Genomic DNA, 9420 nt, shown 5'->3' with positions numbered 1-9420 from the left:
GGAGTTTATGGCAGCAGGGGCGGGCCACCCGCCGGCTCAAGCGGCTTGGTGAAAGCCGGGTGCAGTGGTACGTGCTGGGCCGGGTGCGGTTTCCCCGGCAGCCGGTGAAAAACGGATTATTTTTTCTGGGGCTTGGATTTCTGATTCTGGCGGCGGTGGGCCCCAAGGTTGGCACCAGGGTGGTGGAGCTCAAGCGCCAGGGCGTGGACGTGATTTTCTTGCTGGATACCTCCACCAGCATGGACGCCACCGACGTTAAGCCCAGTCGGCTGGAGAAAGCCAAATATGAGGCCGGACGGCTCATCGATGGTCTTCGGGGGGACCGGGTCGGGATGATCGTTTTTGCCGGTACGGCCCACCTGCATTTCCCCCTCACTGCCGATTACGCCGCGGCCCGACTTTTCCTTAACGCTGTGGATACTAGGCTGGTGCAGGTTCAGGGTACGGTGATCGCCGAAGCTCTGGAGCTGGCCACGCGGACCTTCGATCCGGAAACTAAGAAGTACAAATCAGTGGTGATCCTGAGCGATGGCGAAGATCACGACGGGAGGGCCCTGGAGCTGGCCCGAAAGGCGGCTGAAACGGGTATTATCATCCACGCGGTCGGGATCGGTTCTCCCTCAGGGGCGCCTATCCCCATTGAAGACGGTAAGGAGTTCAAGAAGGACCGCTCAGGCCGGGTAGTTACTTCCGTGCTCAACGAGCTCATGTTGGAGGACCTGGCCCAGGCCGGCAAGGGCACCTACAGCAGAGTGGATAACCGCAGCGGGAATCTGGATGGGTTGTTGGAGGAAATTTTGTCCATGGAGAAACGCACCCTCAAAACCCACGAGTTTTCCCAGTTTGAGGACCGCTACCAGCTTTTTGCTCTCCCCGCCCTACTCTGCTTCCTGCTGGAATTGTTTCTGCCAGGTGGTCGTCGGGAGGCCCCGAAAGCGCGCAGTAGATATGCCTAAAACCGCAATAGTGTTACTTCTACCACTTATGCTTCTAGGCCAGGTGTCCCCCGGCGAATCCCAGCCTTTACCGGCTCTTCCGCCGGAGTTGCATGAAGTATGGCAGCGGTATGAAGAGCTGCTTCGGGAACATCCCGATCACCCATTGCTCCATTACAACTTCGGTAATCTAGCCTACGGTACTGGTGAATATCAGAAGGCCCTCCAGGAGTATCAAGCGGCCCTGCGGACCAATGACCGACAGGCCCAGGCCCGGGTCCTTTACAACCTGGGCAACAGCCTTTTCCGGGCCGGCAGGATAGAAGAGAGCAAGGATTTCTACCGCAAGGCCCTGGAGTTGAATCCCGATGATGAAGATGCCCGGATCAATTATGAGCTGGCCAGGCAACTTGCAGAACAGCAGCAGCAACAGAAAGATCAGCGCCAGTCGCCAGCCGAACAGCCGGATGCCGAACAGGAGAAGCCCGAATCCTCCGGGCAGGACTCATCACAAGAACAATCAGGCCAGCAGGAGAGCCAATCCCAGCCGGAAGAGCCGCAGGAAAGCTCCCCGGAACAGCAGCCAGCTCAGGGCGAGGAGTCCCGGGAACAGCCGGAGGAGCAGTCTGCTGCTGATCCCCGGCAGGTCCAACCTCAAGATGACCTGAAGCGGGAAGAAGCGGAGGCCATTCTGAATGCGCTTCGGGCAAGCGAGGAAAACCTTACGAAGCGGACCTATCGACCGCCGACCTCCATTAAATTGGAGAAGGATTGGTAATACTAATTGCCCTATGAAGTAGAAGAATAGTGGTGGGATACATGTCCAGCATGGAAACGGCAATTTTTCTTTATGCCCTGGGAGATAGGGTATGAAAAATAGCTGGATCATTTTCCTGATAGCCACCAGTCTGACAGCTCAACCCCGGGTTCAGACCATTGTCAGCAATACCAGGATTGTGGAAGGAGAAAGCTTCACGCTGGAGGTCAGAGCGGAGGATGGTGATATCCAGTCGGTCTCCCAAGTCGGGCTGGCTGATTTCAGGATTCTATCAGGGCCCTCGACCTCCCGGAGTGTACAGATCATAAACGGTGTCGTTTCTTCGACATCCAGCTATTCATGGATGCTGCTGCCCAGGAAGACCGGGAAGCAGGTCATCCCCAGCCTGGCCGTTAATGTTGATGGTACCACCCTGCATACGACCCCCGTGCAGATCGAAGTGGTGCCTGCTGCGGCCGCGGCCCGGCCTGGCAGCCCGGACAGGACCAGCGCCCTCTATATAGCTGCTGAAGTGGATCAGCAGGAAGTCTATCGCGGTGAGCAAGTCACCGTCACCTGGACCCTGTACACGCAGATGAATATCTCGGGATGGGAGATTGTATCCTTGCCCAAACTTACGGGTTTCTGGACCGAAGAGCTGTTCGCTCCCAGCAAGTTGCAGCTCCGGGAGCGGGTCATAGGAGGGCGTCGTTACTATACGGCTGTGGTGCGCCGGATGGCCCTTTTCCCCACCCAATCCGGGGAACTGGAGATCGATCCTCTCGTGCTGAAAATAGGGGTGCAGACTCGCAGTCGGCGGCAGTTTGATCCCTTCTTTGACGACTTTTCCATTTTCGGCTCCGGCCGGGTGGAGCATCGCGTGATAACCTCGCCGGCGGTTACGATGAAAGTTGCACCCACCCCGGCCAGTAACCGTCCCCCTGATTACACCGGGTTGGTGGGGCGCTACTCCCTCTCCGGGGCCTTCGACCGTCAGGAGATCAGGCAGGATGAGGCCGTCACCTTCACCCTGACGATTAACGGCGACGGCAATGTCAAGACGCTGGAGCTTCCCGTTATCAACTTTCCCAGAGGACTGGAAGTATTTGATCCCAAGATCAGTAGTGAACCATCGCTCGGCGACATTGTTGGCGGTTCCAGGACCATCGAGTACGTCATTGTCCCTCGCCAGGCGGGTACTTTCACAATCCCCCAAATCCGGCTGCCCCACTTTAACCCTGTTGAAAAGCGATATATCGTAAAGATGGTGGGACCCTTCACCTTGAACGTAATGCCCAGGGCTGAGTCTTTAGCGGGTTCACCGGGCGCCACCCGGCGCGAGGTGGCCCTGCTGGGGAAGGATATTCGTTTCCTGAAGACCGGGCGGCCCCGCTGGCTCAGGACCGGTGCAGGGTGGTACACCACGGGTGTATTGCTTTTGAATCTAGCAACGGTTTTACTCTTTGCCGCTCCCTGGGCCGGCCCCCGGGTGAAGACCCTGGCCACGGTTCTGAAACCGGGCTTACGCGCTATGCGGGCACTGGCGGCGGCCACTGCAATGGTGGAGGGAGACCAGGGTGAGCCGGGACAGGTCTATGCCACGTTCAGCCAAGCCGTGACCCAGTATCTGAATCACAAGCTTAGACGGAGTACTCGGGAGTATACCATGACGGAGGTGGCGGAGATTCTCGCTATTAAGGGAGTGGCCGGGGAGCAGCGGGAGCGGCTGATTCAAATCCTTGAGCGGGCCGCAGCTGCTCGCTTTGCACCGGTTGAAGCCGGTGACGCTGAGGCTGATCGGCAAGCCTTGAAGGAGGTTCTCCGAGAAGTGGAGGCCCAATGGTCGGCTTGAGGTTCGGTCGCGCCACCGCTCTGGTTTTGGCCCTTGTCGCACCACTGGCAGGCGATGCGAGTGTGGCGGAAGTCTATCAGCGGGGCATGGAGGCCTACGCGAATGAGCAGTGGGCACTGGCTATTCAGGAATTTGAGTCCATCCTCCAGAGTGGTTATGAAGCCGAGCGGCTGTATTACAACCTGGGTAACGCCTATTACCGGGCTGGCCAGGTGGCGGGTGCCGTCTGGGCGTATGAGAGGGCTTTGATATTGAATCCTAACGATGCCGATGCCCGCTATAACCTGGCCCTGGCCAATCTTCGGGTCAAAGACCGTATCGAGCTGCCTGAGATCCCCTTCTACATTCGCTTCTATCGCGGCCTGAGGGAAAACTTCACACCGGGTGAATGGATGCGATGGGTTTCCATCGTGCTGTTCTCGCTAGGCCTGTTCTATGCTGCCAGCCGCTTCTTGCGGCGTTCCTGGCTGGGATGGCCGGTAGTGCCAGGGACGGTGCTGGCGGTGCTTCTCTTCCTGGTGGCATTGGATAGTCTGCACACCGCCAACCAGACCAGGGAAGGAATCGTCTATAACGAGGTGGCCATGGTGTATAGTGCCCCGTCGCAGCGATCGACTAAATTGTTCGAGCTCCATGAAGGTCTGAAAGTGACTATCCTGGAGCACGGCGACGATTGGTATCAGATCGAGCTGCTTGATGGCCAGAGTGGCTGGCTGCCAATAGACCGGGTGCGGCCGCTGTAGGGGCAACCGGCCTTACGCGGGGAAGGCTGGCTTCGAGTTTCGAGTTTCGGGTTTCGAGTTTCAAGCCCTTCAGTCGGAGTGGCGGGACAAGCATGAGGCCCGAAATACCTCACCCCGCTTACTCCCGTCTTCGCTGCGCTACGCCGGGCAAGCCGTGAGGCCCCTCTTCTGAAGGAGAGGGGTTGCCTGCCTTTGACGGGTCGGGGTGAGGTAACGCCCACGAAGGATTATAACTTGCATGGGGTTGTTGTTAAATTGAGCCTGGAAAGAAGCTGACTAAATAATAGTATGTCTGGTCACAGCAAGTGGTCTAGTATTAAGCGCAAGAAGGCGGCTGCCGATGCCAAGCGGGGTGCCGTTTTTTCCCGTGTCATTAAGGAAATCAGCGTTGCGGCCCGCCTGGGTGGTAGCGACCCTGACACCAATCCCCGCCTCCGGTTGGCCATTTCGCAGGCCCGAGCCGCCAATATGCCCCAGGCCAATATCGAGCGCGCGATTAAGAAGGGCACGGGGGATCTTGCTGGTGTAAGCTACGAATCGGCCATCTATGAAGGGTACGGTCCCGGCGGGGCGGCGATCCTCATGGAAGTGCTCACGGATAATAAGAAGCGGACGGTTGCCGACATCCGCCATCTCATGACCAAATATGGGGGGAACCTTGGGGGATCGGGCAGTGTGGCCTGGCAGTTTGAAAACCGGGGAACCCTGAGCCTTCCTGTCGAAGGGGTAGCGGAGGAGGAGCTTTTTGAGACGGCTGTGAACTACGGTGCCGATGAGATGGAACGGGAGGACACTCAGTTCGTCATCACTGTGCCGGCGGAGAAAGTTTACGAGCTGCAAGCAGTTCTGGAAGCGCGGAACTTTCCTGTTGACGCGGTTGAAGTGGGTTTGGAGCCCGCCAGCAGCGTCAGAGTGACCGGTAGCGATGCGCGGCGGCTCCTCCAACTGCTGGACGCCCTGGAGGAGCTTGAGGATATCCAGAAAGTCTATTCCAATTGCGATATCCTTGAGGAAGAACTGGCCGCCTTTAACCAGTCTTCCGAGTGACGTATGCGGGTGAGCTTGGTGGAGCGTTCCGGGCAACGGCATTTTCAGGCTAATGCGCATCCTTGGCCTTGATCCTGGTATTCGGTGTACGGGCTACGGCATCATCGCCGTCCATAGCCGGGAACCGACGCTGGTGGATTATGGCACCATTACGCCGCCCTCCGACACCACTATGGGCGAACGCTTATCGGTCCTTTATGATGACTTGGCCCAGCTCATTGGCACGGCCGAGCCCGATGAGCTCGCTATTGAAGCAACTTTCTATGGCATCAATGTCAAGTCGGCCCTCACATTGGGCCAGGCGCGAGGGGTAGCGATATTATGCGCCGCTCACCACCAGGTGCCCACCGCTGAGTATGCCCCCCGCAAAGTCAAGCTGGCCACCACCGGCAACGGACGGGCCACTAAGGAACAGGTCCAGTTCATGGTCCAGCGCATATTACACCTGGATCACCTGCCCCAGCCTATGGACGCTTCTGACGCACTCGCTGTAGCCCTGTGCCATCACCAGCAGCGCAGTCTGGTGGCTGCGGGCTTGTCCCAAAGGTCGTCGAGCGCATGATCGTTCGGCTGGCGGGGCGGCTGCTCGAGAAGCATCCGGACCATGTGGTGATGGACGTGCAAGGGGTCGGCTATCACATATGGATCACCCTAAACACGTACGAAGCACTGCCCAGATCAGGTGAGGAGGCCACCCTGCTTACCTACCATCAGGTTCGTGAAGACAGTCAGGACCTGTTCGGCTTTGCCAGCGCTGAGGAGCGCGAAGTTTTCAAGCACCTCATTGCCATCAGCGGCATCGGGGCGAAGACGGCCATCACCATTCTGAGCGGGGCCTTGCCCGCCGAGTTGCGTCGGCGGGTCCAGGAGGGGGATGAGGCGGCATTAACTGCCATCCGTGGGGTGGGCCCCAAGATGGCCCGGCGGATCCTCATCGAGTTGCGGGATAAATTCGGCGCGGAGGTTCCGGCCTGGGATAGTATTACCGCGACTGCAACGGCATCTGACACCGTTACCCAGGCGATAGACAGTCTGGTTGCGCTGGGTTATAGGCGGCATGAGGCCCGTCGGGCGGTCCAGGCGGCCCTCAAAAAGCTTGACGCCGAGACGCCGGTTGAAGACCTCATCCGGGCAGCACTCAGCGGAAAGTGAATCGATGAAGCGCACCCCCCTCTATGAGCAACATGTGGCATTGGGAGCCCGAATCGCCCCTTTCGGCGGCTACGAAATGCCCGTGCAATACACCGGCATCAGCGCCGAGCATGTAGCTGTTCGGACAACTGCCGGCGTTTTTGATGTCTCACACATGGGAGAGTTCCGGATTAGTGGCCCCGATGCCCTCACTTTCCTCCAGGACGTGACGGTGAATGACGTAGCCGAGCTCCATGAAGGCCAGGCCCAGTATTCGGCCATGTGTTACTCCGATGGTGGCATCGTCGACGACCTTTTGCTTTATCGCCGTGCCGACCACTACTTTATGGTGGTAAATGCAGCCAACATTGACAAGGATTTTGGCTGGCTCCAGTCCAATATCAAGGGGGACATTTCCCTGGAGAATCTATCCGCTCAGACCGGCCTGATTGCTGTCCAGGGGCCCGTCAGCCGTGAATTGGTGAGTAAGGTTTTGGGGATTGAGCTCACAGATGTGGCCTACTACTACTTTATAGAAGGCCAGGCCTATGATCAGGAGGTGATGATCAGCCGCACCGGCTATACCGGCGAGCTGGGTTTTGAACTCTATACTGACCCGGAGACCACCCGGCGCTTGTGGGAGGATTGCCTATCGGCGGGTGAGCCGCTGGGGAGCGTGCCAGCCGGTCTGGGGGCCAGAGATACGCTGCGACTGGAGATGAGGTATTGCCTCTACGGTAACGATATCACTGCCGAGACCAATCCGATCGAGGCGGGATTGGGTTGGATCACCAAACTGGATAAGGGTCCCTTCATAGGCTCCAGGGCGATTGCCCGGGTGAAGGCGGAGAAGCCTGCCCGCAGGCTGGTGTCCTTCCAGATGGAAGAGCGCGCTATTCCCCGGCCAGGATACCCCATCACTGTCGATGGCGGCCGAATAGGATTGGTGACCAGCGGCACCCAGTCACCCATGTTGCAGCGGGGGATCGGACTGGGCTATGTGGCCCGGGAGTACGCCCAGGTCGGCACCTGCATTGAGGTGGAGATCAGGGGCAAGGCGGCCCGGGCCTCAGTGGTCAAGCCCCCCTTTGTGAAAAAAACGAGCCTGATGGCTTAACCAGGTGTCGGGTTGTTTTTGCTAAGGTGTTTAATACAACCTCACGAGTCGCCGGTCGTTAAGATGTTCACGCCGGTGATGGCAGGTTCCGGATTGATAGCGTGAAAGTATCTCGCACCACAGACCGCCGGGTAACGGCATTTTCCATCCTCCTGATAGCTCTATCGCTTTTAACCCTCCTCAGCCTGGTGACCTACAATCCCTTGGAGGAACCCACAATCTCAGAGCATATAGCCCTGCGGAATATTATGGGCATCGTTGGGGTTTACGTTGCCCATTATCTCGTCAAGTTCACGCTGGGTTATGTGGCGATAGTATTTCCCATTCTGGGGTTGGTCTGGGGTATGGGGCTCCTGCTCAAGCGGGCGCACAAGCCCCTGTGGCGCATCACCTGGTACGGGCTTCTGCTGGCGCTATTGAGTTCGCTGGCGGTTGGCTTGCCGGAAGCGCCCCTGGTATTCGAGGGGCGGGGCGATTTTACCTCGGCCGGGATTGTGGGCGGTGTAGGGGCCAAAGTGCTGCATGATTTTCTGGGTATGTTCGGGTCTATTGTGGTGCTGCTGGCCGGCTATTTTGTGGTGATCAGCGGCTACCTGCGCTGGGACGTGCGGGCCTTCCTGCATAAGCAGATGACCAACCTGGAGGTGTGGTTCGCTGAATGGCGTGATCGCCGCCGCCGGGAGAAGACTCTGATCGAGCCCCGGGCCTACGCCAGAAAAGCCAGGCCACCACTTCCGGTCAGCCGTCGCAGAAGCACCAGTAGGGTGGCAGGGAAAAGCCGACCGGCCGGTGCCGGGGAGGCAATCCCTATCGCAGAACAAGGGACCATTGAGGTGGGGGACATCGATGCCATGGAGGAGCGGCGCACCCGCTGGCGGCAATATAAGTTCCCACCGCTCGATCTACTGGTTGAACCACCGCCGGCCGAAGAGATCGAGTCACGGGAGGATTTCCTGGCCAAAGCCCGGGAGCTGGAGCGGGCCCTGGCCACTTTCAAGGTGGAAGGGCGGGTGGTGAACATTTCGCCGGGGCCGATCATCACCCTTTTTGAGGTGGAGCCGGGTGAAGGTGTGCGGGTCAACAAATTCACCGTCCTGGCTGACGACCTGGCCCGGATTATGAGCGCTGAGCGCATCCGGATTATTGCACCTATCTCCGGCACCAAGCATGTGGGTATCGAGATTCCCAACCGTCGTCCGTCCACCGTCTACCTGCGCAGCATCATCAGCTCCGATGATTACGTGAGCTCCCGCTCGCCTCTCACGGTGGCCCTGGGCAAGACCACCTCCGGGGAGGCCTACTGCTTCGATCTGGCCCACATGCCCCATCTCCTCATTGCCGGCACCACCGGCTCCGGCAAGTCAGTGTGTATTAACACTATTATCACCAGTTACCTCTACCGGGTAAAACCTGATGAAGTGAAATTCATACTCATCGATCCCAAGAAATTGGAGCTTACCTCTTATCGTGAGCTGGAGGGATACCACCTCATTACCACTCCGGGCATCGGCGAATACGTCCTCACCACTCCCAAGAATGCGGTGGCCGCTCTGCGATCGGCCCTGGTTGAAATGGAGCGCCGCTATAGAATCTTCTCTGAGGCCACGGTGCGCAATATCGACGAGTACCGCGCCAAGGCGGCAAAAAATCTGGACATGGAACCGGTCCCCTATATCGTTATCATTATAGATGAGCTGTCGGATTTGATGATGATCGCCGGCAAGGATATCGAAGATCCCATCACCCGTCTGGCTCAGATGTCCCGGGCAGTGGGTATTCACCTGATTATCGCCACCCAGCGGCCATCCGTAGATGTGATCACCGGTCTGATCAAGGCC

Annotated in this window: 9 protein-coding genes; all 9 read left to right on the top strand. The window is 58.3% G+C overall.

Annotated elements, in window-relative coordinates; all coding sequences use genetic code 11:
* The coding region (locus ACETWG_05515; GenBank protein ID MFB0516047.1) for a VWA domain-containing protein at positions 1-956 on the top strand (956 nt) is incomplete at its 5' end.
* Entirely contained in the window at positions 949-1713 is a 765-nt protein-coding gene (locus ACETWG_05510; protein ID MFB0516046.1) for a tetratricopeptide repeat protein, read from the top strand. The genes ACETWG_05515 and ACETWG_05510, both read left to right, overlap by 8 nt.
* A gap of 91 nt (positions 1714-1804) precedes the next feature.
* The gene (locus tag ACETWG_05505; GenBank protein MFB0516045.1) at positions 1805-3544 is read left to right on the top strand and encodes a BatD family protein; all 1740 of its coding nucleotides are present in this window, start codon (positions 1805-1807) and stop codon (positions 3542-3544) included.
* A complete protein-coding gene (locus ACETWG_05500) occupies positions 3532-4287 on the top strand; it encodes a tetratricopeptide repeat protein (GenBank protein MFB0516044.1) in 756 nt (251 codons plus the stop codon). The genes ACETWG_05505 and ACETWG_05500 overlap by 13 nt, the downstream gene beginning before the upstream one ends.
* A 288-nt stretch (positions 4288-4575) precedes the next feature.
* Positions 4576-5334: a YebC/PmpR family DNA-binding transcriptional regulator gene (locus ACETWG_05495; protein MFB0516043.1), complete on the top strand. Its 759-nt coding sequence runs from the start codon at positions 4576-4578 to the stop codon at positions 5332-5334.
* 52 nt (positions 5335-5386) lie between these two features.
* Positions 5387-5896, top strand: a complete 510-nt coding sequence (ruvC, locus tag ACETWG_05490) for a crossover junction endodeoxyribonuclease RuvC (GenBank protein ID MFB0516042.1) — start codon at positions 5387-5389, stop codon at positions 5894-5896.
* Entirely contained in the window at positions 5893-6486 is a 594-nt protein-coding gene (gene ruvA / locus ACETWG_05485) for a Holliday junction branch migration protein RuvA (protein MFB0516041.1), read from the top strand. Before ruvC ends, ruvA begins: the two co-directional genes overlap by 4 nt.
* A gap of 4 nt (positions 6487-6490) precedes the next feature.
* Positions 6491-7582, top strand: a complete 1092-nt coding sequence (gcvT, locus tag ACETWG_05480; protein MFB0516040.1) for a glycine cleavage system aminomethyltransferase GcvT — start codon at positions 6491-6493, stop codon at positions 7580-7582.
* Positions 7583-7683: 101 nt separating this feature from the next.
* Positions 7684-9420: DNA translocase FtsK 4TM domain-containing protein (locus tag ACETWG_05475; GenBank protein MFB0516039.1), on the top strand; the 1737-nt coding region annotated here is incomplete at its 3' end.

It is taken from the genome of Candidatus Neomarinimicrobiota bacterium (assembly GCA_041862535.1).
Classification (GTDB): Bacteria; Fidelibacterota; Marinisomatia; order SCGC-AAA003-L08; family TS1B11.
Note: the sequence above shows the minus strand (reverse complement) of the source record. Positions and strands in the feature narration are given on the sequence as shown.